The 20,561-nt window shown below is 67.0% G+C and carries 21 protein-coding genes and 1 tRNA gene; 9 read left to right on the top strand and 13 right to left on the bottom strand.

The window, feature by feature from the left end; translation table 11 throughout:
- Positions 1-258: 258 nt before the first annotated feature.
- The 9 genes from guaA to rpsM all read right to left on the bottom strand — a co-directional run bounded on the left by guaA (position 259) and on the right by rpsM (position 8,467).
- Positions 259-1,818 (bottom strand): glutamine-hydrolyzing GMP synthase, encoded by a 1,560-nt coding sequence (gene guaA, locus Sj15T_RS16160; protein WP_013039131.1) that lies wholly within the window; start codon positions 1,816-1,818, stop codon positions 259-261.
- Positions 1,819-1,860: 42 nt separating this feature from the next.
- Complete coding sequence (locus Sj15T_RS16165; RefSeq protein WP_013039132.1) at positions 1,861-2,520, bottom strand: YoaK family protein; 660 nt, start codon at positions 2,518-2,520, stop codon at positions 1,861-1,863.
- A gap of 18 nt (positions 2,521-2,538) precedes the next feature.
- Positions 2,539-2,703: a hypothetical protein gene (locus tag Sj15T_RS16170; protein ID WP_013039133.1), complete on the bottom strand. Its 165-nt coding sequence runs from the start codon at positions 2,701-2,703 to the stop codon at positions 2,539-2,541.
- Between the two features lie 92 nt (positions 2,704-2,795).
- Positions 2,796-3,326 (bottom strand): hypothetical protein, encoded by a 531-nt coding sequence (locus Sj15T_RS16175; protein ID WP_007686681.1) that lies wholly within the window; start codon positions 3,324-3,326, stop codon positions 2,796-2,798.
- A 70-nt stretch (positions 3,327-3,396) separates the two neighbouring features.
- A complete protein-coding gene (locus Sj15T_RS16180) occupies positions 3,397-5,562 on the bottom strand; it encodes a prolyl oligopeptidase family serine peptidase (protein WP_041386235.1) in 2,166 nt (721 codons plus the stop codon).
- A gap of 256 nt (positions 5,563-5,818) precedes the next feature.
- On the bottom strand, positions 5,819-6,244 hold the full coding sequence (gene rplQ, locus Sj15T_RS16185) for a 50S ribosomal protein L17 (protein WP_007686677.1): 426 nt from the start codon (positions 6,242-6,244) through the stop codon (positions 5,819-5,821).
- A 177-nt stretch (positions 6,245-6,421) separates the two neighbouring features.
- Positions 6,422-7,486, bottom strand: a complete 1,065-nt coding sequence (locus Sj15T_RS16190; RefSeq protein ID WP_013039135.1) for a DNA-directed RNA polymerase subunit alpha — start codon at positions 7,484-7,486, stop codon at positions 6,422-6,424.
- Between the two features lie 121 nt (positions 7,487-7,607).
- Positions 7,608-7,997: a 30S ribosomal protein S11 gene (rpsK, locus tag Sj15T_RS16195; RefSeq protein WP_004208752.1), complete on the bottom strand. Its 390-nt coding sequence runs from the start codon at positions 7,995-7,997 to the stop codon at positions 7,608-7,610.
- 101 nt (positions 7,998-8,098) lie between these two features.
- On the bottom strand, positions 8,099-8,467 hold the full coding sequence (gene rpsM, locus Sj15T_RS16200; protein WP_007686665.1) for a 30S ribosomal protein S13: 369 nt from the start codon (positions 8,465-8,467) through the stop codon (positions 8,099-8,101).
- Between the two features lie 318 nt (positions 8,468-8,785).
- Here rpsM and Sj15T_RS16205 point away from each other — a divergent pair, with 318 nt between their 5' ends.
- The gene (locus Sj15T_RS16205) at positions 8,786-9,325 is read left to right on the top strand and encodes a hypothetical protein (protein WP_013039136.1); all 540 of its coding nucleotides are present in this window, start codon (positions 8,786-8,788) and stop codon (positions 9,323-9,325) included.
- Positions 9,326-9,924: 599 nt separating this feature from the next.
- On the opposite strand, the gene Sj15T_RS16210 is transcribed toward Sj15T_RS16205, so the two are convergent.
- A complete protein-coding gene (locus tag Sj15T_RS16210; RefSeq protein WP_013039137.1) occupies positions 9,925-11,436 on the bottom strand; it encodes an acetyl-CoA hydrolase/transferase family protein in 1,512 nt (503 codons plus the stop codon).
- Between the two features lie 98 nt (positions 11,437-11,534).
- On the opposite strand from Sj15T_RS16210, the gene Sj15T_RS16215 reads away from it, so the two are divergent.
- Positions 11,535-12,434: a LysR family transcriptional regulator gene (locus tag Sj15T_RS16215; protein WP_013039138.1), complete on the top strand. Its 900-nt coding sequence runs from the start codon at positions 11,535-11,537 to the stop codon at positions 12,432-12,434.
- Positions 12,435-12,480: 46 nt separating this feature from the next.
- Here the strand turns inward: Sj15T_RS16215 and Sj15T_RS16220 are convergent, their stop codons facing one another.
- From Sj15T_RS16220 to Sj15T_RS16230, 3 genes are all read right to left on the bottom strand, one after another.
- Positions 12,481-12,750 (bottom strand): 3TM-type holin, encoded by a 270-nt coding sequence (locus Sj15T_RS16220; protein ID WP_013039139.1) that lies wholly within the window; start codon positions 12,748-12,750, stop codon positions 12,481-12,483.
- A gap of 10 nt (positions 12,751-12,760) precedes the next feature.
- Positions 12,761-13,300, bottom strand: a complete 540-nt coding sequence (locus Sj15T_RS16225; protein ID WP_007681880.1) for a glycosyl hydrolase 108 family protein — start codon at positions 13,298-13,300, stop codon at positions 12,761-12,763.
- 137 nt (positions 13,301-13,437) lie between these two features.
- A tRNA-Pro gene (locus Sj15T_RS16230) sits at positions 13,438-13,514 on the bottom strand.
- Between the two features lie 190 nt (positions 13,515-13,704).
- On the opposite strand from Sj15T_RS16230, the gene yajC reads away from it, so the two are divergent.
- From yajC to Sj15T_RS16265, 7 genes are all read left to right on the top strand, one after another.
- Complete coding sequence (yajC, locus tag Sj15T_RS16235; RefSeq protein ID WP_007681879.1) at positions 13,705-14,040, top strand: preprotein translocase subunit YajC; 336 nt, start codon at positions 13,705-13,707, stop codon at positions 14,038-14,040.
- Between the two features lie 9 nt (positions 14,041-14,049).
- A complete protein-coding gene (gene secD, locus Sj15T_RS16240) occupies positions 14,050-15,651 on the top strand; it encodes a protein translocase subunit SecD (protein ID WP_013039141.1) in 1,602 nt (533 codons plus the stop codon).
- A 15-nt stretch (positions 15,652-15,666) separates the two neighbouring features.
- On the top strand, positions 15,667-16,653 hold the full coding sequence (secF, locus tag Sj15T_RS16245; RefSeq protein ID WP_013039142.1) for a protein translocase subunit SecF: 987 nt from the start codon (positions 15,667-15,669) through the stop codon (positions 16,651-16,653).
- Positions 16,654-16,706: 53 nt separating this feature from the next.
- Entirely contained in the window at positions 16,707-17,051 is a 345-nt protein-coding gene (locus Sj15T_RS16250; protein WP_081440686.1) for an MTH938/NDUFAF3 family protein, read from the top strand.
- A 102-nt stretch (positions 17,052-17,153) separates the two neighbouring features.
- Positions 17,154-18,248 (top strand): Ppx/GppA phosphatase family protein, encoded by a 1,095-nt coding sequence (locus tag Sj15T_RS16255; protein ID WP_013039144.1) that lies wholly within the window; start codon positions 17,154-17,156, stop codon positions 18,246-18,248.
- Between the two features lie 10 nt (positions 18,249-18,258).
- Entirely contained in the window at positions 18,259-18,930 is a 672-nt protein-coding gene (locus Sj15T_RS16260; RefSeq protein WP_041385667.1) for an RlmE family RNA methyltransferase, read from the top strand.
- Between the two features lie 109 nt (positions 18,931-19,039).
- Positions 19,040-20,548 carry a YifB family Mg chelatase-like AAA ATPase gene (locus Sj15T_RS16265; protein WP_013039146.1) on the top strand — a complete coding sequence of 503 codons (1,509 nt, stop codon included), beginning with the start codon at positions 19,040-19,042 and terminating at the stop codon, positions 20,546-20,548.
- The last annotated feature ends 13 nt before the right edge of the window (positions 20,549-20,561 follow it).

Genomic DNA, 20,561 nt, shown 5'->3' on the forward strand with positions numbered 1-20,561 from the left:
ACAGGGGACGCTGAACGCGCTTTTCCCTCGTGTTTCTAGCTATTTACGGCCAAAAACTATACCGTCAGCAGCTCTCTTAGCTGTGACGGTATAGAGAAATCCGGCATCGAACAAGTTTCCCTATGCCGTCCGCTATACCGTCAAGCCGAGGCACTGCTGCTCGATAGATGATGATAGACGACGCAGTATTTATTGATATTATTCAGCGAGTTAGGTAGCGCCATGGCGTACAGACGGATACCACCGGATGGGTAAAAATCATTCCCACTCGATCGTGCCCGGCGGCTTCGACGTATAGTCATAGACCACCCGGTTGATGCCCTTCACCTCATTGATGATCCGCGTCGCCACCCGGCTCAGGAAGGCGGCGTCGAACGGGTAGATGTCCGCCGTCATTCCGTCGGTGGAGGTCACCGCCCGCAGCGCGCAGACGCTGTCATAGGTGCGATAGTCGCCCATCACCCCCACCGTCCGCACCGGCAGCAGCACCGCGAAGGCCTGCCAGATCGCGTCGTACAGCCCGGCGTTCCGGATTTCCTCCAGATAGACGGCGTCGGCCTTGCGCAATATGTCGCACCGCTCCTTGCTCACCTCGCCCGGAATGCGGATCGCCAGGCCTGGACCGGGGAAGGGATGCCGCCCGACGAAAATCTCCGGCAGGCCCAGTTCCCGGCCCAGCACGCGCACCTCGTCCTTGAACAGTTCGCGCAGCGGTTCGACCAGCTTCATGTTCATGCGTTCGGGCAGGCCGCCGACATTATGGTGCGACTTGATCGTCACCGAAGGCCCGCCGGTAAAGCTCACCGACTCGATCACGTCCGGATAGAGCGTCCCCTGCGCCAGGAAGTCCGCCCCGCCGATCTTCTTCGCTTCCTCCTCGAACACGGCAATGAACTCGCCGCCGATGAACTTGCGCTTCTTCTCCGGATCGGTCAGCCCCGCCAGCCCGCCCAGGAAGCGCTCCTCGGCGTTCACATGGACCAGCTTGATGCCATAATGCTCGCGGAACAGGCTGACGACCTGCTCCGCCTCGCCCAGCCGCATCAGCCCATGGTCGACGAACACGCAGGTCAACTGGTCGCCAATGGCTTCATGGATCAGCACGGCGGCGACCGCGCTGTCGACCCCGCCCGACAGCCCGCAAATCACCCGGCCCTCGCCCACCTGCGCCCGGATGTCGGCGATCTTGGTGGCGCGGAACTCCGCCATGGTCCAGTCGCCCTTGAGGCCGCAGACATGCCGCACGAAATTGGCGAGCAGCTTCGCGCCGTCCGGCGTATGCACGACTTCGGGATGGAATTGCGTCGCGTAGAAACGCTTTTCCTCATTGGCGGTGATCGCATAGGGCGCGCCCTCGCTGACCGCCACCACCTCGAAACCGGGGGCAAGCCGCGTCACCTTGTCGCCATGGCTCATCCACACCTGATGCTTTTCGCCCTCGGACCACAGCCCGTCGAACAGCGCGCAACCCTTCTTCACCTCGATGAAGGCGCGGCCGAACTCGCCGCTCTCGCCGCCTTCGACATTGCCGCCCAACTGCTGCATCATCGTCTGCTGGCCATAGCATATGCCCAGCACGGGCACGCCCGCGTCGAAGAAATGCTGCGGGGCGCGGGGGCTGTCCTCCCACATGACGGAGGAGGGACCGCCGGACAGGATGATGCCCTTGGGCTTCAGCCGCTCGAAGGCTTCGGCGGCGTTGTTGAAGGGCGCGATCTCGGAATAGACGCCCGCCTCGCGCACGCGGCGGGCGATGAGCTGCGTCACCTGGCTGCCGAAATCCACGATGAGGATGGAATCCTGAAGGGGCAGCGTCATCGAATCGCCTTTATAAGTCCAGAGGAAGGGATTCGCGCCCGGTTAGAGCGCTTGACGTCCCTTGTCCAGCGGTCCCAGGCGGCCGCTCCACAGCAGCAACAGCCCGGAAAAGGCCACGGCGACCCACAGCGCATGCAGGCCCATCAGCGCAAAGAGGCCGCCCCCCGCCACAGCGCCCGCCACCAGCCCCAGCCACAGCAGCAGATAGGGCAGCCAGTTCCATCGCGGCCCGCCGCTCAGCGCCACCGCCAGTTGCTGCCCCAGCTTCACCAGCGCGCCGGTCATGTAGGTGACGCCGATGCTGACCTCGCCATCGCGCTGGAAGACGTTGTTCACCGCGCCCATCGCCGCCGTCATCAGCAGCGTCAGCCCCATGCCCGGCCCGTCCGGCAGGGCCAGCAGCGCGGCGCAGACCAGCAGCGCGGTCGAAAGGCCCAGCACCGCCTGCTTGCGCCAGCGCCCCGCCCGGCGCGCGACCAGCGCGCCCGCCAGCACGCCGCCGACAAAGGCCCCGATCAATCCCGCCGCCATTCCCGCGACCGCCGCGCCGCTGGCCAGCCCTACGCCCAGCCGCGTCGAATTGCCGCTCATGAAGGAAACGAAAAGCCCGCCGAGCTTCAGGAACCCCAGCGCATCGATGAACCCCGCCTGCGCCGCCAGGCCGATGGCCAGCATGAGGCGGGAAGCATCATATCCGCGCATGGACCGGCCCTCGCCCCATCAGGCCTGGGACGGGGCCTTGCGCCCGTCCCCCCCGATCAGGGCGGCTGGGTGGCGATCAACGGCGGCGGCATGGCCAACGAAAATGGGCAGCAGATGCTGTCCGATCAGCACGATCGCCGAGACGAAAACGATGTTCTCGGTCGCGAAAAGGAACGCGGCCACCCCTGACTCCCCCTGATTCGCGTCGATGCTAATATATTGACGTAAAACGGGATAGGGCAAAGCGTGGCCGCGCTGCGGTGAACCGGGCTCGCTTATCGGGCGGCGCGATCCCGCCGGAAATAAAGGTCCGCGATCCGGCCATTCTGCACCGAACAGGTGAAGTGGCGCGAACGGCCGTCCTGCGTCCGCCAGCCGGACCGAATCTCCACATCGCCCTCCACGTCATAGCCGTTGCGGGTCTCGCGGGGTTCCTGCACCTGGCGCACCTCGGCATAGCCGCCGTCGCGCTCGGCCTCGTCGCGGGCGGCGAGCGCGCAGTAGGTGATCGCATCCTCGCTTTCCCGGTCGGCGGGGGCTGCGCCTGCAGGATCGTCCTGGGAGCCGTAGCGCTCGGAGGGCGCGGCCGCGCCGCCACGTTCCTGGTCCGCCGCCACCACGTCGGAGAAGTCGTCGTCCGCCTGCGGCGGGCCGGGGTCATCGGCGGGCGGCTGCGCCTCGTCCGACAGGTCGTCCTGCTCCTGCGGCGCGCCGTTCCGCGGCTGGAAGGCCTGCGCCGATGCGACGCCTCCCGTCAGCAGCGCCAGCGCGATCAGCGAACCCGTCATCCACCTCATCTCGTTCATGACCCTCGTCCCTCAGCAGAATTCTGCCGGTGGCTAGGCCCCTATGGCTGTCGGAGGCCTGAACGTCCCGCTATTTCGGCGCCGCGTCCAGTTTCAGCCCGGCATAATAAGCGGCAAAGGCGTAGCTGTCGGCATATTCGTCGATCAGCTTGTCCACGGGCTTGCCCGCGCCATGCCCGGCCTTGGTGTCGATGCGGATCAGGCGCGGCTTCGGCCCCAGTTCCGCCGCCTGCAACGCCGCCGCATATTTGAAGCTGTGCGCCGGCACCACCCGGTCGTCAGTATCGCCCGTGGTGACGAGGATCGCCGGATAATCCTTCCCGCCCATGATGTTGTGATAGGGCGAATAGGCGTGGAGCAGGCGGAAATCCTCCTCCCGGTCGGGCGATCCATAATCGTCGATCCAGTAACGCCCGGCGGTGAAGCGGTCGAAGCGCAGCATGTCCATCACGCCCACCGCCGGCAGGGCGGCGGCGAACAGGTCCGGCCGCTGGTTCACCACCGCGCCGACCAGCAGCCCGCCATTGGACCGCCCCTCTATGGCCAGCCCGTCCCTCGCCGTATAGCCGTTGGCCTTCAGATATTCGCCCGCCGCGATGAAATCGTCGAACACATTCTGCTTGTTGGCCAGCCGGCCCGCATCATGCCAGGCCTTGCCGAATTCCCCGCCGCCGCGCAGATTGGCGATGGCATAGACGCCGCCCTGCTCCAGCCACGCCATGCGCGTCGCCGAATAGCCGGGCGTCAGCGCGATGTTGAAGCCGCCATAGCCGTAGAGGATGGTCGGCGCGGGCGTCTTCGACAGCGCCAGCGCCTTCTTGCGGATCACCGTCATCGGGATCATCGTGCCGTCCTTCGACGGATAGCTGACCTGCTCTATGCCGTAATCGTCGGGGTTGAAGGGCAGGTCGGGCCGGGCGAACAGTTCATACCGCAGCGTCGCCGTGTCGAAGCGGTAGATGCTGGACGGCGTGGTGAAGCCGGAAAAGCTGAAGAAGGTTTCCGGATCGCCGTCGCGCCCGCCGAAGCCCGCCGCCGTGCCGATGCCGGGCAGCGGAACGTCGCTGACCTTCCGCCCGTCGAGGCCGACCAGTTCCGCCACCGTCTCCGCGTCGGACAGATAGGCCAGGATCAGCCGATCCCCCACCAGCGATCCGCCCGCCAGCGTGTCCCTGCGCTCCGCCACGACCTGCGTGCCGCTGCGGCGGGGATGGCGGGCGTCGATGCTGACGACGCGCAGGCGCGGGGCATATTGGTCGGTGATGAAATAGAGCGTCGGTCCCCGACTGCCGATCAGCCGCCAGTCGTTGGTCATGCCCCTGACCAGTGACCGGACCTTCACCTTGCCGCCCGTCAGTTCGGCCAGATGCAGCTCCCGGCGCGGGTCGGTGCCCTGGAAGCTGCTGATGACCAGCCAGCGCCCGTCCTGCGTCACTTGCGCCGTGTGGCCGAGGCGCGGCTGGTCCGGCGTGGCGTAGATAAGCTGGTCCTGCGCCTGCGCCGTGCCCAGCCGATGATAGAAAAGCTGCTGCCCCACGGTGGAGGATCGCGGGTCAGCCCCGTCCTGCGGCGCGGCGAAGCGGGAATAGAAGAAGCCCTGACCCCGCCCGTCCCAGGCGAGCTGGGAAAATTTCACCCATTGCACCACGTCTTCCAGCGGCCGGGCCGTCGCCACGTCCAATATCTTCAGCGTGCGCCAGTCGCTCCCGGCCTCCTGCACGGCATAGAGCAGGAAACGGCCGTCGGGGGAGGGCGCCCATTCCGCCAGCGCGTCCGACCCGTCCTCCGCCCAGTCATTGGGATCGATCAGCAGCCGCTGCCGCCCGGTCAGCCCTTCGCGCACATAGAGCGGCGTCTGGTTCTGAAGCCCCTTGTTATAGCCGTAGAAATAGCGCCCCCCGGCCTTGCGCGGGATGGTGTAGCGGCCATGGGCGAACAGCGCCTGCATGCGCCGCTTGAGGATGTCGCGCCCCGGCAGGCCATCGATGAAGCGGCGGGTGAGGGCATTTTCCTGCGCCACCCAGTCGCGCACGGCGGGATCGCCGCGCAGGTCGTTTTCCAGCCAGCGATAGGGATCGGTGACTTTGACCCCGAAATGATCCTCGACCAGATCGATCCGCCGGGCGGCGGGATAGCGCAGTTCCGAAGCGCCAGCGACCGCCGCATCCGGCTCCGCCTGCGCGGGGAGGGCCGCGAACAACAGCGCCGCCAAAGCAAAGCAGCCAAAGGCGCGCATCCGATCCCCCCGAAATCCCATTCCCATTCTCTGGCTTCTCATGGCGCGGAAAGGCAAGAAAACAAAGAATATTTCTTATCTCCCCTCCCCTTTAGGTTCAAACGAGGCACGTGACTCGTTTGAAGGGCCGGGGGTGGGGGCCAACCGAATGGGTCAACGCCCGGAGCATCACACGCCCCAAAAAGAAAAAGGGCCGCGCCCCCTTCCGGAAGCCGCGGCCCTCTTCATCTGCCCGCTTGCGCGAGCCGTCAGCGGATCATGCCGCTTCCAGTTCGTCGGCGTCGGCGTTCTGGACCGGACCGGAATCCTGACCCTTGGCATCGACGTCGCGGTCGACCAGTTCGATGATCGCGATCGGCGCCGCGTCCGAAGCGCGGATGCCGGCCTTGATCACGCGGGTATAGCCGCCGTTGCGATCCTTGTAGCGCTCGGCCAGAACGTCGAACAGCTTGGTGAGCTGCGCGTCGTCCTGCAGGCGCGCATGGGCCAGGCGACGGTTCGACAGGCCACCCTTCTTGGCGAGGGTGATCAGCTTCTCGACATAGGGACGCAGTTCCTTCGCCTTGGGCGTGGTCGTCAGGATCTGCTCATGCTTGATGAGCGAAGCCGCGAGGTTGCGGAGCAGCGAGTTGCGATGCCCGGCGCTGCGCTGCAGCTTGCGATGACCAACCTTGTGACGCATGATGTTCTTCCTTCCGTTCGTTAAGGGGCCGTGCGAGGTACCCCAGACCAGGCGGCGTTTCAGGGCCGCCGCCCAACAACCCATCTTTCGTCATCCCAGCGCAGGCTGGGATCTCGTGCCCCAAGGTCGCCCGTAGCGGCCTGAGACCCCAGCCTGCGCTGGGGTGACGGGTCGGATTTAACCCAGCAGCTCCTGTTCGAGCTTCTTGGCCATTTCCTCGATATTCTCCGGCGGCCAGCCGGGGATGTCCATGCCCAGGCGCAGCCCCATGGACGACAGCACTTCCTTGATTTCGTTCAGCGACTTGCGGCCGAAATTGGGGGTGCGCAGCATCTCGGCCTCGGTCTTCTGGACCAGGTCGCCGATATAGATGATGTTGTCGTTCTTGAGGCAGTTGGCGCTGCGGACCGACAGTTCCAGTTCGTCCACCTTCTTGAGCAGGTAGCGGTTGATCTGGTTCGCGTCGCTCTCGCCCTCGCTGGCCGAACCGCCGGCGGCGGCGCCGGCAGCCGGAGCGGCGGCGGGCAGCGCGTCCTCGAAGTGGACGAACAACTGAAGCTGGTCCTGCAGGATGCGGGCGGCATAGGCCACCGCGTCTTCCGGCGTGACGGTGCCGTCGGTCTCGACGGTCAGCGACAGCTTGTCATAGTCCAGTTCCTGGCCGACGCGGGTATTGTCGACCTTGTAGGCGACCTGCCGCACCGGCGAATAGAGCGCGTCGATCGGGATCAGGCCGATCGGGGCGTCGGCCGGACGGTTGGCGACGGCGGGGACATAGCCCTTGCCGACGTCGGCGGTCAGTTCCATGTTCAGCGTCGCGCCCTGGTCCAGGTGGCAGATCACCAGGTCGGGGTTCATCACTTCGATGTCGCCCACGGTGGTGATGTCGCCCGCGCGCACCTCTGCGGGGCCGGTGGCGGAAAGCTGGAGACGGCGCGGACCGTCGCCTTCCATCCTGAGCGCGACCTGCTTGATGTTGAGGACGATGTCCGTCACATCTTCGCGCACGCCTGCGAGCGAGGAGAATTCGTGCAGGACGTTCTCGATCTTGATCGAGGTGACCGCCGCGCCCTGGAGCGAGGACAGAAGAACCCGGCGCAGCGCATTGCCGAGCGTCAGGCCGAAGCCGCGCTCCAGAGGTTCGGCGACGAAGGTCGCCTTGCGCCTGCCGTCGCCCGCGACCTTGATTTCAAGGCTGTTGGGCTTCTTCAATTCCTGCCAGTTCTTCATGTTGACAGTCATGTATTTCCCCTGGGGATGAGGCCGAAACGTTCAAAATCCTGACCCGACAGGACGTTCCGACCGATGCAGATGGGTGAGCGGGCGACGCGTCCGCCGCCCGCCGACAAGCCGCGCGTCTTTATTAGACGCGGCGGCGCTTGGAAGGACGCACGCCATTGTGCGGGATCGGCGTCACGTCGCGGATGGAGGTGATGTGGAAGCCGACGGCCTGCAAGGCGCGCAGGGCCGATTCGCGGCCCGAACCCGGACCCTTCACTTCGACTTCCAGCGTGCGCACGCCATGTTCGGCGGCCTTGCGACCGGCGTCCTCGGCGCAGACCTGCGCGGCATAGGGGGTCGACTTGCGGCTGCCTTTGAAGCCCATCATGCCCGCCGAGGACCAGGAGATCGCGTTGCCCTGGGCGTCGGTGATGGTCACCATGGTGTTGTTGAAGCTGGCGTTGACGTGCGCGACGCCGGCCGAGATGTTCTTGCGTTCGCGGCGCTTGATGCGCTGGGGTTCGCGTGCCATTTTTGCTCTATCCTACTGAAATCTTGTGTTCCGGGAGGCTGTGCCCAAGGAGAGCTGCCTCCGGCGGAGAAAAAGTAAAATTAGTCCCCCGGACTAATTTCTTACTTCTTCTTGCCGGCGATCGGCTTCGCCTTGCCCTTGCGGGTGCGCGCATTGGTGTGCGTGCGCTGGCCGCGGACCGGCAGGCCCTTGCGATGGCGCAGGCCGCGATAGCAGGCCAGGTCCATCAGCCGCTTGATGTTCATCGCGGTCTCGCGGCGCAGGTCGCCCTCGACCGTCAGGTCGGCGTCGATTGTCTCGCGGATCTGCAGCACTTCGGCGTCGGACAGGTCCTGGACGCGGCGGCTGTGGTCGATGCCCAGCTTGTCGGCGATGTCGACGGCGGTCTTGCGGCCGATGCCGTGGATGTAGGTGAGCGCGATGATCACGCGCTTGTTGGTCGGGATGTTGACACCCGCAATACGTGCCATGGTAATCTGTACTCCTGCTCCACGGGGCGGTTGGCGCCGCCCCATCTCAAAGCGTCCGGGCTGACGTCCTTATGCGGACGACAACCGATTCGATAGACCCCCAAGACGCAAAAAAGACGGCCAGTGCCACTGCACTGCCGCTCGTCAGCGTGTCGGGAAGGGGTGCCCTTAGCGATTCGGCCCTTGGCTGTCAATGACGGAAGGGAACGAAAGCGGCGAAATCCCGCGCTTCCGCAGCCGTTTATTTCGGCCCGCCCGACGCGTCGCTCCGCCCTTTTCGGGTTGATGCGATCCCGTCGCCTGAGGCATGGAGGCGGGATGCGCTTCACTCTGCCCTCCGCCATGCCGACGGCCGCCTTCGTCCTGCTGGCCTCCTGCGTCGGCGCGCCCCAGCAGCGCGCGCCTGCGCCCGCGCCCGCGCCCAGGCCGACCCCGGCGGCCCGGCCTGCTCCGCCTCCGCCCCCGCCGGCCGACTGGCAGGACCGGGCGACGACCGCGGGCGACTGGCGCTATCAGGTCGACGGCGCCGGATCGGCCGCCCTGTTCGGCGCGGATGGGCAAAGCAGCCTGCTCATCATCCGCTGCGACCGGCCGACGCGCCGCATCACCCTTTTGCGGCCCGGCGCGGTGCAGGCGGCCATGACGGTGCGGACCAGCTATGGCGCGGTCAACTGGCCCGCCGGCGCCGCCCCCGGAACCATCGCGGCGACAGAGGCGACCCGCGCCGCCAGCGACGCGACGCTGGACCAGATCGCCTACAGCCGGGGCCGTTTCGCGGTCGAGGTGCAGGGGTTGGAGATGCTGGTGCTGCCAAGCTGGGCGGAGGTCGGCCGCGTCGTCGAGGACTGCCGCGGCTAAGCCGTTGATTTCAGGCAATTCGGACGAATTCCGCCGCAAATCGCCCGCGAAAGGCGGACGCAAAAGTATGATTCGAAAAAAGAATTTTACAAGCCTTGAAGTGGCGGCTCGTCTGATTCACATATCATTTCATAGACGGCGAAGGACCAGTATCCGGGAACGGCTATAGGGGCTTCAACTAGCGAAAGGAGGTGATCCGATGTCTCATGGTTCAGCAATGGGGTCGGTCAAGTCCATTCGGGGAACGCGCCGCTGAGCGACGCCATAGCGTCGGTTTTCCAGCATAGGGGCGACTGCAGGCCGCGGTTCCGCGGGCGGAGCGCCGCATCCGGAAAATAGCGCGATCAACGTTTCCCATGGGCGGCACTTCCGGCCGCTGACCATGTCAATGATGGGCCGCTGGAGGCTTTACTCCAGCGGCCCCTCTCATTTGCGCGGCGGTTTTGGCCGTCATTCCCCCTCCCGCAGGCGGGAGGGGTTAGGGGTGGGCGCGAGCGAAGCGAGCTTCCGCCTTCTCGGCTAGGGAAGAACGCCGCTGGCGCGGCGGCCCACCCCCGGCCCCTCCCGCCTGCGGGAGGGGAGAAGAGCGTCCCCCATGCCTACCCCCGCATCGTCCCCGTATCGATGAACCGCTGGTGCCAGGCCAGCGCCTCCCCCGGCAGCATCGGCGACTGCAACCCGTACGACCCCGCCATCGCCCGCCGGAAATAGTCCTTCAGCATCGGCCGGAAGTCCGGATGCGCGCACTTCTCCATGATGAGCTCCGCCCGCTGCCGGGGCGCCAGCCCGCGCAGGTCGGCCAGACCCTGCTCGGTCACGATCACCTGCACGTCCTGGTCGATATGGTCGACATGGCTGCAATGCGGCACGATGGCGGAAATCGCCCCGCCCTTGGCCGTCGAGGGCGTCATGAAGATCGACAGGAAGGCGTTGCGCGCAAAATCGCCCGACCCGCCGATGCCGTTCTGGATGCGCGACCCCATCAGATGCGTCGAATTGACGTTGCCGTAGATGTCCGCCTCGATCAGCCCGTTCATCGCGATGCAGCCCAGCCGCCGCACCAGTTCGGGATGGTTGCTGATCTCCTGCGGCCGCAGGATGATGCGGTCCCGGTACCGCCCCATGTCGGCGTTCAGCCGCGCCGCCGCCTCCGGGCTGAGCGACAGGGACGTGGCGCTCGCCATGCGCAGCTTGCCCGCGTCGAGCAGGTCCAGCATCCCGTCCTGGATCACCTCGGTAAAGGCGACCATGTCCCCGAACGGCGCGTCGATCAGGCCGGTCAGCACCGCATTGGCGATATTCCCCACCCCCGATTGCAGCGGCAGCAGCGAGGCGGGCAACCGCCCCTTCCTCACCTCATGGCCCAGAAATTCCAGCAGATGCCCGGCAATCGCCCGCGCCTTGCCGTCCGGCGCCTTGAAGGGGGCGTTGCGGTCCGGCGCGTCGGTCTCCACCACCGCGATCACCTTGCCGGGATCGCAGCGGAAGGTCGGCTGGCCGATGCGCTGGTCGGCGCGCACCAGCGGAATGGGCACGCGATGCGGCGGCAGCGCCGTGCCGTAATAAATATCGTGCATCCCCTCCAGCGCCGGGTTCTGCCAGCGATTGACCTCCAGGATCACGCCCTTCGCCCGGTCGATCCACGTCTTGTTGTTGCCGACCGAGGCGGACGGGATCAGTTCGCCGTCGGCGGCGATCCCCGTCACCTCGATCACGGCGATGTCCAGATCGCCCAGAAAACCCTGCCACGCCATCGGCGCGACCTGGCTCAGATGCATGTCGAAATATTGCATATGCCCGCCGTTGATCCGCTCGCGGGCGATGGGGTCGCTGTTGTAGGGCAGGCGGAATTCCACGCCGTCGGCCTGCGCCAGCGCGCCGTCCAGTTCCGGCCCGGTCGACGCGCCGGTCCACACCTTGACCCGGAAGGACTCGCCCGCCGCATGGGCGGCGGTCATCCGCTCCGCCAGCGCCAGCGGCACCGCCTTGGGATAGCCCGACCCGGTAAAGCCGCTCATCCCCACGGCCATGCCGTCCTGGATCAGCGCGGCGGCCTCCTGCGCGGTGCGGCGCTTGGCGGCCAGCCCGGCATGGGCGATGCGGTTCGACATGGGGCATCCTTCTCCGATTGCTGCCGGAGGGCATCTGGCTTTTCCGGGCTGGAGACAATAAGGATAAGCCGCACAATATCCGTGCGAGTCCCGTTCAAATGTCGGACCTGTTGATCGCCCTGCGGACATTCGTCCGCCTCTGCGAAAAGCCCAATTTCTCCCGCGTGGCCAGGGAATTGCACGCCAGCCACACCACCATCGCCCGCCGCCTCGACCAGGTGGAGGCGCATTTCGGCGCGGTCCTCTTCCACCGCACCACCCGCAGGCTGATCGCCACGCCTGAAGCCGACCGCCTGCTGGTCCACGCCCGCGCCATGCTGGACGCGCTGGAGGGGGCGGAACGGGATTTCGGCCCCGTGCGGGGCGAACCGGGCGGGCTGGTCCGCATCGGCTTCACCACCGCGCTCGGCCTCCATTATGTGGAGCGTCTGGGCGAACTGACCGCCCGCTATCCCGCGCTCCAGTTCGATTGCGCCATGACCGACTGGCAACGCGACATGGTGGAGGACCGGCTGGACCTCGCCCTGCGCGTCGGCCCGGTCGGCGACGACAGGCTGGTGGTCCACCCGCTGGGCAGGCTGCCCCGCCTGCTGGTGGCGCAGCCCGCCTATCTCGCCGCGCGCGGCATGCCAGCCTCCGCCGAAGACCTCTCCGCCCATCAATGCATCGCCTATGCCTATGGCGACGTGCCCGCGCGCTGGACGATCGACGGGCGGGAAAGGGTGGCGGTCGGCGCCTTCCGCAGCGACAGCAGCGAAGCGGTCCACCGCGCCGCGCTCAGCGGCCTCGGCATCGCCCTGCTCCCCGCCGTGCGGGTGCGGGACGATATAGCGGCGGGGCGATTGGCGCCGGTCCTCCCCGACAGCCATATCGCCCCGCTCGACATAGCGGCCGTCCACCCCTCCCACAAAAGCCTGGCCCCCAAGGCGCGGGTGGTGCTGGATTTTCTGAAAGCCAAGTTTCCGGGCGAACCGATTTCGTACCCGCCCCAAATGTAGCGTGCTCCTGCGCAGGAACACGGAAAACGGTAAAAGGCCGAAGCCCTTACCGCTCCACCCCCTTGGCCTTCCCCCAGGCCCGCGCCGCCGTATAGCCCAGATAGCCCGTCCCGAAGAGGGCATAGAGCGGCTCCGGCAGGGCGTTGAAATAGGCCCGCATCGCCCGAATGATCTCCGCCGCCACGTCGGGCCGCACCCCGCCGATCAGCCCCAGCGGCACCGACCACAGCAGCAACCCGTACATGACATAGAGAAAGGCCGGCCGCGCCCGCAGCGTCCACCGATCCCCCGCGATTCGCCTGCGTGAAGAGGTCATGCTCCCTCTCCTAACCAATGCGGTTGGCGAGCCAGCCGTAAAGAAAGGCCTCGTTGGCGGGCCTGCTCTCGGCCAGCGCCAGATAGCGCTCGCCTTGGAGCGCTTCGAGCGCCTTGAGCAGCACCTTCTCGCCCGCCCGCCCGCGAACGGCCAGAAAGGCGCCCAGCGCGGCGATCGTCTTCGCGCCCACGGCCTGGTCCACCTTCAGGTCGGGATAGTCCCGCCCGTTGCGGTTGAGCGCGTTCAACGCCCGTTGCAGGAAGCCGCCGGCGGTGCCCGGCCCCATGTTCACCGCCGTGTCGAACAGCTCCTCCGCCACGGCCGGCGCCAGTTCGGCGACGAAGGCGAAGCCCGGCCTTTCCCAATAGAGCCTGCGATAGATCGCCTCGGCAACCGTCCGGGGCATCGCCCGCATGTCGCCGCCATAGCCGTTCGCCCGCGCCACGGCCTGGGTGATGCCGAAATGAGTGGGTCCGCCGCGATCCGCCGGATGGTTGCTGTAACCACCCTCCCGCGCGATGACCTCGTCGATCAGAGCCGCAATATCCATGAAACGCCCTCCTGTTGCGGAAAGGCGGATCATTTATCCCATTTGGTTATCTGTAGGACAGCCGAAAAGCGGCGACGCAGGCGAAATGAAGAAAATGGGAAAAGGCTGGCAGGCCGGAAAAGGCCCTGCCGGAAATTTGGTCGGGACGAGAGGATTCGAACCTCCGACCCCCACACCCCCAGTGTGATGCGCTACCAGGCTGCGCTACGTCCCGACCGGAGCGGCGCAATTAGAAGCAGTTTGGGGAATATGCAAGCCATTCGATGCAGGCTTTTTGCGCATTCGTCCCAAAGCCTAATCATGTTGCCTCCGCCGTGCGATCTGTGTTAGCCGCGCGCCTTTGATCGGTGGGCGTTTATCCGACGCCCGCGACTGGACAAGACAATAAGGCGAAAGTCCCAACCATGTTCATATCTCCAGCCTTTGCCCAGACCGCGGGCGGGGAATCCTCCGGCGCCTCCATGCTGGTTCAGATGGCCCCGCTGGTCCTCATCTTCGTCGTCTTCTATTTCCTGCTGATCCGTCCGCAGCAGAAGAAGATGAAGGAACACAAGGCCAAGATCGACGCCGTGAAGAAGGGCGACCAGGTCGTGACCGGCGGCGGTCTGGTCGGCAAGGTGGTCCGCGTCGATGAATTCTACGCCGATGTCGAACTGGCGCCGGGCATGAAGGTGAAGGCGGTGAAGTCCACCCTGACCGACGTGATCGACCCCGCCACCGCCAAGCCCGCGAACGACTGAGCCGCACGCATGCTGAACTTCCCTCGCTGGGCTGTCGTCGCGATCCTGCTGCCGCTGCTGATCGGCATAGCCTGCGCCGTGCCGAGCTTCCTGCCGGATTCGGTGGTCGGGCAATTGCCCAAATTCATGCAGACCCGCGTGAACCTGGGCCTCGACCTGTCGGGCGGCAGCCACCTGCTGCTCGAAGCCTCGACCCAGGACGTGGCGAAGCAGCGCATCGCCAATATGGAGGAGCAGGTCCGCACGGAACTGCGCCGGGGCGACACCAAGATCGCGATCGGCGACATTTCCAGCCGCGACGGGAAATTGAGCTTCATGGTGCGCAACCCGTCGCAGGTCGACGCCGCCGTGGAGCGCATCCGGCCGCTGACCCAGGGTGCGGGCCTCACCGGCCAGCGCGATTTCAATGTGGAGGTGGTGAACAGCTCCACCATCGTCATCACCCCGACCAAGGCGGGCATCGACAATGCGGTGAAGGGCGCGATGGAAGTCGCGACGGAGGTGATCCGCAAGCGCATCGACGAAATGGGCACGCGCGAACCGACCATCCAGCAGCAGGGCGACAACCGCATCGTCGTGCAGGTGCCGGGCCTTCAGGACCCCAAGGCGCTCAAGGACCTGCTCGGCCAGACCGCCAAGCTGGAATTCAAGCTGGTCGACGTCAACGCCAACCCGGCGGAAGTCGCGCAGGGCCGCGCGCCGGTCGGCAGCGAAGTTCTGCCCTACCCGACCAACCCCGCCGGACCGCCGGTGATCGCCGTCTACCGGCAGGTCATGGTGTCGGGCGAAGACCTGACCGACGCGCAGCAGGGCTATGACCAGACCGGCAACCAGCCGATCGTCAACATCCGCTTCAACGGTGCGGGCGGGCGCAAATTCGGCCAGGTGACGTCGCAGAACGTCAACCGCCCCTTCGCCATCATCCTGGACGGCCAGGTGCTGTCCGCCCCCAACATCAACGAACCGATCCTGGGCGGCAGCGCGCAGATCAGCGGCAGCTTCACGGTGGAAAGCGCCAACCAGCTCGCCATCGCGCTGCGCTCCGGCAAGCTGCCCGTCGCGCTGACCGTGGTGGAGGAACGCACGGTCGGGCCGCAGCTTGGCGCCGATTCGATCCGCGCCGGCCTGATGGCCTCGGTCATCGCCGTCGCCGCCGTCGCCGCCTTCATGTTCGTCAGCTACGGCCGCTTCGGCATGTACGCCAACCTCGCCGTCGCCATCAACGTGCTGGTGATCCTGGGCGTGATGGGCATATTGGGCGCGACGCTGACGCTGCCGGGCATTGCCGGCTTCGTGCTGACCATCGGCACGGCGGTCGACGCCAACGTGCTGATCTACGAACGCATCCGCGAGGAGCGGCGGCGCGGCCGCGGGGTCGTGCAGGCGATCGAACATGGCTATAAGGAAGCCAGCCGCACCATCTTCGAGGCAAATGTGACCCACGCCATCGCCGGCGGCATCATGCTCGCTCTGGGGTCGGGTCCGGTCAAGGGCTTCGCGATCGTGCTGCTCATCGGCATCGCGACCAGCGTGTTCACCGCCGTCACCTTCACGCGCCTGCTGGTGTCGCGTTGGGTCCGCGCCAAGCGCCCGACCGAAATCCACATCTGACGGGCGGAGAGAAACATGAAACTGCTTAAGCTCGTCCCGGACAACACCAATATCGGCTTCGTCAAGCTGCGCCACTGGGCCTTTGCCCTGACGGCGCTGCTGACGGTGCTGGCGGTCGGCGCGACCTTTTACAAGGGGTTGAACCTGGGCGTCGACTTCGTCGGCGGCCTGATGATAGAGGCGAAGTTCGAAACGCCGCCGCAGACCGACAGGGTGCGCAGCGTGATCGACCGGCTGGGCGTGGGCGACGGCTCGCTCCAGCAGTTCGGCGATCCGAAAACGGTGCAGATCCGCCTGCCTCTGCCGGAACAGGGCGGCGCGGGCGCGGCCAACGCCATCGTCGAAAAGGCGCGCAAGGCGATGACGGCCGAATTCCCCGGCGTCACCTTTTCCCGCTACGACACGGTGTCGGGCAAGGTGTCGGGCGAACTGATCCAGAACGGCGTGCTGGCGGTGATGCTGGCGGTGATCGGCATCGCGATCTTCTCCTGGTTCCGCTACGAATGGCAGTTCGGCGTCTCGACCTTCGTCGCGATCATGCACGACGTGCTGATGACGCTGGGCTTCTTCGCCGTCACCCAGCTGGAATTCGACCTCAACATCGTCGCCGCCGTGCTGACCATCGTGGGCTATTCGATCAACGACAAGATGGTGATCGACGACCGCATCCGCGAAAATATGCGCAAATATCGCAAGATGGACATGAAGTCGCTGATCGACCTGTCGGTCAACGAAACGCTGCCGCGCACGGTCATGACCTCCGTCACCGTGCTGCTGGCGCTGGGCGCGCTGCTGCTGCTGGGCGGCCATGTGCTGCGCGGCTTCACGGCCGCCATGATGCTGGGCATCATCGTCGGCACCTATTCGTCGGTCTATGTCTCCTCCTCGCTGCTGATCAGCCTGGGCCTGTCCCCCGCCACGGCGGAGAAGAAGGCGAGCAAGGCCAATATCGCCGCCCAGGCCGAGCGGATGGGCCCGCGCGACGACGGGGCGCGGCCCTGAACGGCAACCGCTCCGGCATCGAACTGCGCCGCGATGACGCGGGGCAGGGGCCGATCGTCACCGGCTTTTCGGGGCGCGGCTTCCGGGTCAGGGACGATGTCTTTCCCGATGGCCTGCTGCTCTCGCCGGTGCGGGCGCTCGCCTGGCGGGACGCGCCGGCCGTCGACGCGCTGACGGTGGCGCATCTGGGCGACCTGTTCGACCTTGAAATCCAGCCCGAATTCCTGCTGGTCGGCACCGGCGCGGGCCTGCGACAGCCGCCCCGCGCCTTCGTGCGCGAACTGGAAGGACGCGGCATCGGCGTGGAGGCGATGGACAGCCGCGCCGCCGCCCGCGCCTGGGGCGTGCTGCGCGCCGAGGATCGGTGGATCGTCGCGGCCCTCATGCCGCTTGTCTGAAGGGGCGTCCGCCCCGCCTTGCGCTTTCCTCTTCCTTTGCCTACTCTTGTCGCCAAGTTCCGGCGCTTTTCGGCGCTGGCGAAGAAGAAAAGAGATACGGCCATGGTGCAGCACAGCCGCCCATCGCCGCAGAGTTCCGGCCCAGCCGGCGGAATTTCGGGCAAGGGGGTCCGTTCCGGTCAGGGCAATGGGAGCAAGGCTGCGGCCCTCACCCTGCCTCATCCGCTACGCGGGCGCCGCTCCTACGCGGCCATCGACCTTGGCACCAACAATTGCCGCCTGCTGATCGCCAAGCCCTCGGCGGACGGCTTCGTCGTCATCGACGCCTTTTCGCGAATCGTGCGATTGGGGGAGGGGCTTGCCGCCTCCGGCCGGATCAGCGACGCCGCCATAGAAAGGGCGATTTCCGCCCTGTCCGTCTGCGCCGACAAGCTGCGCCGCCGGCACGTCACCCTGGCCCGCTCGGTCGCGACGGAGGCGTGCCGCCGCGCCTCCAACGGGGCCGAATTCATCCAGCGCGTCTATCGGGAAACCGGCATCGCCCTCGACATCATCAGCGCGCAGGAGGAGGCGCGGCTGGCGGTGCTGGGCTGCCACGCGCTGCTGGAGCCGGGCGACGGCCCCGCGCTCATCTTCGACATTGGCGGCGGATCGACCGAACTGGTGCTGGTGAACGCCAACAGCGCCGGCGCGCCGCACATCGTCGATTGGGTGAGCGCGCCCTGGGGCGTGGTCTCCCTGACGGAAAGCGAACCCTTCGACCATGCCGACCCCCTGGACCGGCTGGCGGCCTATGCCCGGATGCGCGCCCGCGTGGCGGATGCCTTCGCGCCGCTGGCCCGCCGCCTGCCGTCCCCGCAGGCCGATATCCGCCTGCTCGGCACGTCGGGCACGGTGACGACGCTCGCCAGCCTGCATCTCGACCTGCCGCGCTACGACCGGCAGGCGATCGACGGGCTGATCGTGCCGTCGACGTCGATGCGGGCGATTTCGGCGCGGCTGTCCTCCATGCCCCTGGCGGAGCGGCAGAAGCTGCCCTGCATCGGGACGGAGCGGGCCGACCTGGTCGTGGCGGGCTGCGCCATATTGGAATCCATCCTCGACATCTGGCCCGCCCAGCGCCTGGGCGTGGCTGATCGCGGCATTCGCGAGGGCATATTGCGCGGCCTGATGGACCGCGACGGAGTGAAGATGTGAGAGGCCCCCTGTGAGAGGTACCGGTGCCGGCAAGGTGCGGGTCAAGACGGCGAAGGGGCGGACGGCGCAGTCCACCCGCTGGCTCGAACGACAGTTGAACGACCCCTATGTCCGCCGCGCCAAGGCGGAAGGGTGGCGCAGCCGCGCCGCCTTCAAGCTGATCGAGCTGGACGAGAAGTTCCATTTCCTGAAGGGTTCCCGCGCCGTGGTCGACCTGGGCGTGGCGCCGGGCGGCTGGGCGCAGGTGGTGCGGAAACTCTGCCCCAAGGCGAAGGTGGTGGGCATCGACCTGCTGCCGACCGATCCCATTCCGGGCGTCACCCTGTTCCAGATGGACTTCATGGACGACAAGGCGCCCGCCTTGCTGGCCGAGGCGCTGGGCGACGCGCCCGATCTCGTCATTTCCGACATGGCGGCCAACACCGTCGGCCATGCGGCGACCGACCATCTGCGCACCATGGGCCTGGTCGAGGCGGCGGCGATGTTCGCCGTCGAAAACCTGCGCAAGGGCGGCACTTTCGTGGCCAAGGTGTTTGCGGGCGGCACCGACGCCGACCTGCTGGCCATCCTCAAGAGGCATTTCACCACGATCAAGCACGCCAAGCCACCCGCCAGCCGCAAGGGCAGCGTCGAATGGTATGTCGTGGCCCAAGGCTTCAAGGGGCGGCCCGAAGAAGGCTGATCGGGCGGAGCCGACCGATCGTTACGCCAAGCCATTGAAAAAAGCCCGTGTTCCTGCGAAGGCGGGAGCATGGCGGGGATGGACTCGACGGGGCGCAGGGGGAACATCATTGGTTTCGACGGTATCGACGGTCGCCTATCTGGGGCTGGAAGCGCGCGGCGTGGAGGTTCAGTGCCAGCTCGTGCCCGGCCTCCCCAATTTCATCGTCGTCGGCCTGCCGGACAAGGCGGTCGCGGAAAGCCGGGAACGGGTGCGCAACGCCATCGCCGCCATCGGCCTTTCGCTGCCGCCCAAGCGGATCACCGTGAACCTCTCGCCCGCCGACCTGCCGAAGGAGGGGTCGCATTTCGACCTTCCCATTGCGCTGGCGCTGCTGGGCGCCATGGGCGTGATCGATGCCGAGACGCTGGCGGGCTATGTCGTCGTGGGGGAACTGGGGCTGGACGGCCGCATCGCCCCGACGCCCGGCGTGCTGCTCGCCGCGCTCCATGCGGGGGAGCGGGAACTGGGCCTGGTCTGTCCGGTGGCGCAGGGCGCGGAAGCCGCCTGGGCCGGTCAGGTGGAGGTGATCGCCGCGCCCGACCTGCTGGCCATCCTCAACCATTTCAAGGGCGCCGCCGCCCTCTCGCCCCCGCGCCCTGGCGAGGTGGAGCCGCCCGTCCGGACCGCGGACCTCAGGCAGGTCAAGGGCCAGGAAAGCGCCAAGCGCGCGCTGGAGATCGCGGCGGCGGGCGGCCATAATCTGCTGATGGTCGGCCCGCCCGGCGCGGGCAAGTCGCTGATGGCGAGCTGCCTGCCCGGCATATTGCCCGAACTGACGCCGGGCGAGGCGCTGGAAACCTCCATGGTGGCGAGCGTCGCCGGCATGCTGGAGGGCGGCCGGATCAGCCGCGCCCGCCCCTTCCGCAATCCGCATCACAGCGCGTCCATGGCGGCACTGGTCGGCGGCGGGCACAAGGCGCGGCCGGGCGAGGTCAGCATGGCGCATCTGGGCGTGCTGTTCCTCGACGAACTGCCCGAATTCCAGAGGACCGTCCTGGACTCCCTGCGCCAGCCGCTGGAGACGGGGGAAGTCACCGTGGCGCGGGCCAATGCGCATGTCACCTTCCCGGCGCGGGTGCAGTTGGTGGCGGCGATGAACCCCTGCCGCTGCGGCCATCTGGGCGATCCGGCGCTGGCCTGTTCCCGCGCCCCGCGCTGCGCGGCGGACTATCAGGCCAAGGTGTCGGGACCGCTGCTCGACCGCATCGACCTGCATGTGGAGGTGCAGGCGGTGACGGCGGCGGACCTGGTCCTGCCCCCTCCCGCCGAAGGATCGGCCGAGGTCGCGGCCCGCGTCGCGGCGGCGCGGGCGGTGCAGACGCGCCGTTACGAAGGGACTTCGCTGCGCACCAATGCCGAGGTGGATGGAGAGCGGCTGGAGGACGTCGCCGGGCCGGATCAGGCCGGCCGCGAATTGCTGGCGCAGGCGGCCGCGGCGATGAAGCTGTCGGCGCGGGGCTATACCCGCGTGCTGCGCGTGGCGCGCACCATCGCCGACCTGGCCGGCGCCGAGCGGGTCGGGCGCGTCCATGTGGCGGAGGCGCTCAGCTACCGGCGGCGGGCCCCGGTGAACTGACGGCGCATTCCGC

It is taken from the genome of Sphingobium sp. TA15, assembly GCF_037101235.1.
Lineage (GTDB): Bacteria > Pseudomonadota > Alphaproteobacteria > Sphingomonadales > Sphingomonadaceae > Sphingobium > Sphingobium indicum.

Coding starts and splice junctions, on each gene's coding strand:
- guaA (WP_013039131.1), bottom strand. CDS start 1,818: ATGACGCTGCCCCTTCAGGATTCCATCCTCATCGTGGATTTCGGCAGC.
- Sj15T_RS16165 (WP_013039132.1), bottom strand. CDS start 2,520: ATGCGCGGATATGATGCTTCCCGCCTCATGCTGGCCATCGGCCTGGCG.
- Sj15T_RS16175 (WP_007686681.1), bottom strand. CDS start 3,326: ATGAACGAGATGAGGTGGATGACGGGTTCGCTGATCGCGCTGGCGCTG.
- Sj15T_RS16180 (WP_041386235.1), bottom strand. CDS start 5,562: ATGCGCGCCTTTGGCTGCTTTGCTTTGGCGGCGCTGTTGTTCGCGGCC.
- rplQ (WP_007686677.1), bottom strand. CDS start 6,244: ATGCGTCACAAGGTTGGTCATCGCAAGCTGCAGCGCAGCGCCGGGCAT.
- Sj15T_RS16190 (WP_013039135.1), bottom strand. CDS start 7,486: ATGACTGTCAACATGAAGAACTGGCAGGAATTGAAGAAGCCCAACAGC.
- rpsK (WP_004208752.1), bottom strand. CDS start 7,997: ATGGCACGCGAACCCCAGCGCATCAAGCGCCGCGAACGCAAGAACATC.
- rpsM (WP_007686665.1), bottom strand. CDS start 8,467: ATGGCACGTATTGCGGGTGTCAACATCCCGACCAACAAGCGCGTGATC.
- Sj15T_RS16205 (WP_013039136.1), top strand. CDS start 8,786: ATGCGCTTCACTCTGCCCTCCGCCATGCCGACGGCCGCCTTCGTCCTG.
- Sj15T_RS16210 (WP_013039137.1), bottom strand. CDS start 11,436: ATGTCGAACCGCATCGCCCATGCCGGGCTGGCCGCCAAGCGCCGCACC.
- Sj15T_RS16215 (WP_013039138.1), top strand. CDS start 11,535: ATGTCGGACCTGTTGATCGCCCTGCGGACATTCGTCCGCCTCTGCGAA.
- Sj15T_RS16220 (WP_013039139.1), bottom strand. CDS start 12,750: ATGACCTCTTCACGCAGGCGAATCGCGGGGGATCGGTGGACGCTGCGG.
- Sj15T_RS16225 (WP_007681880.1), bottom strand. CDS start 13,300: ATGGATATTGCGGCTCTGATCGACGAGGTCATCGCGCGGGAGGGTGGT.
- yajC (WP_007681879.1), top strand. CDS start 13,705: ATGTTCATATCTCCAGCCTTTGCCCAGACCGCGGGCGGGGAATCCTCC.
- secD (WP_013039141.1), top strand. CDS start 14,050: ATGCTGAACTTCCCTCGCTGGGCTGTCGTCGCGATCCTGCTGCCGCTG.
- secF (WP_013039142.1), top strand. CDS start 15,667: ATGAAACTGCTTAAGCTCGTCCCGGACAACACCAATATCGGCTTCGTC.
- Sj15T_RS16255 (WP_013039144.1), top strand. CDS start 17,154: ATGGTGCAGCACAGCCGCCCATCGCCGCAGAGTTCCGGCCCAGCCGGC.